Raw genomic sequence first — 1,220 nt, 5'->3', positions numbered from 1 at the left:
GTGTATAAGAGACAGGTCCTCACCGCTGAGGGGCGCAATGTCCGTCTGGAACGCGCGGCTATCCTGCGCGATTGCTTTGCCGGTTTCGCGGTCGATATAGGTAACCAAGTTGAAGATGTCTGCAGAGGAGACGGAGGTGCTCTTGCTGACGCGGAAGCGGAACCTGTGGGTGATCAACTCCACCGGAAGGCTGTTGTCCGCAAAGGTCACTTCCAGCTTGCCGCTCCCGTCCGGCCGATAGGTGAGCTCCGCGTCATGCCACGTGCCATTACGGAAGTACTGCACCTCAAAGTCTCCTTCCCGAAGCTCGCCTTCTGTTCCTGTAGTGGGACTGATGCGCACGGTGAAATTGTAGGCAGTTTCGTCTCCGCGATTACCTTCGGAGTTGTCCAAGGTGGTGGTGAACTCCGCCCATTTCCCACCGGCTTCCACTTTGAACTGCTTGTCTATGATTTGGAGGACCGGGCGACGGTCACTCCTCCCCCTGGAAAGGTCGGACTTCCCGCCAATTCCCGGTGTCACGTCCGCGGTCTCGAGGTTGGAGGGCTCCTCTTCGGTTGCAGGCTTCGCGGTCGGCTCGTCCGGCACCGGGACGCCGCGTTCCGTCGCAGACTTGGCTGCCCTGCCGACCAGAGGCTCGGCGTTCCCTGCCGCGTCCTCGGACAGATCCGTAACGTCGTTAGTCGAGTCCTCCGCCGGGCTCCGGTCGGGTACGGTCACGGCCGCGTCGAGTGCTTCACCCGCCACCGCAGGCGTGGCTCCGAGGGTTGCCGGAGCCATCGCGGCAGCAGTGGCGATCGCGGCCATGTACTTCAGCACTATGTAACCCCTTAGGTGGTGTCGTGCGAGGGTGCTGGACCCAGCCTCGGGGCCAGCAGAGCAGCGGAGTAGAGGTATTCGACCAATGTGTCCATATGCGACATCTATGGCTCTGGTGGTGAGCGGTCGGTCAGCTCGGCCCGCCGCGCGGGGTTCGCCTTGTCCCAGCCGGTCATCGAGGGCAGTTCCCGGCCTCGCGCAGAGGCACGCTGCCTCTTGTCGTTGGCCGGCGGTCAGGCCACAGCGTGGCGGCGGTCGAACTGGCCGCGTCCTCGGCCAGGACCAGACGCCGGTCGTCGAGGCGGAACCGGCGCACAGCTCCCCCTGCCCCCGCCATCACCAGCGTGGCGACCGTCGGCCCGTAGGTACTTCGATCTTGTAGTGGGCCAGGAGCCGGGCCG

Annotated in this window: 1 protein-coding gene; it reads right to left on the bottom strand. The window is 64.3% G+C overall.

Going from position 1 to position 1,220, the window contains the following annotated elements; translation table 11 throughout:
* A partial coding sequence (locus VR44_RS38710) for a hypothetical protein (RefSeq protein WP_045952374.1) occupies window positions 1-819 on the bottom strand: 819 nt, incomplete at its 3' end.
* Window positions 820-1,220: the final 401 nt, after the last annotated feature.

The organism is Streptomyces katrae (assembly GCF_000966975.1).
In the GTDB taxonomy this organism is placed as follows: Bacteria; Actinomycetota; Actinomycetes; order Streptomycetales; family Streptomycetaceae; genus Streptomyces; species Streptomyces katrae.
The sequence above is the reverse complement of the archived record's forward strand: the minus strand, read 5'-3'. Positions and strand labels throughout refer to the sequence as shown.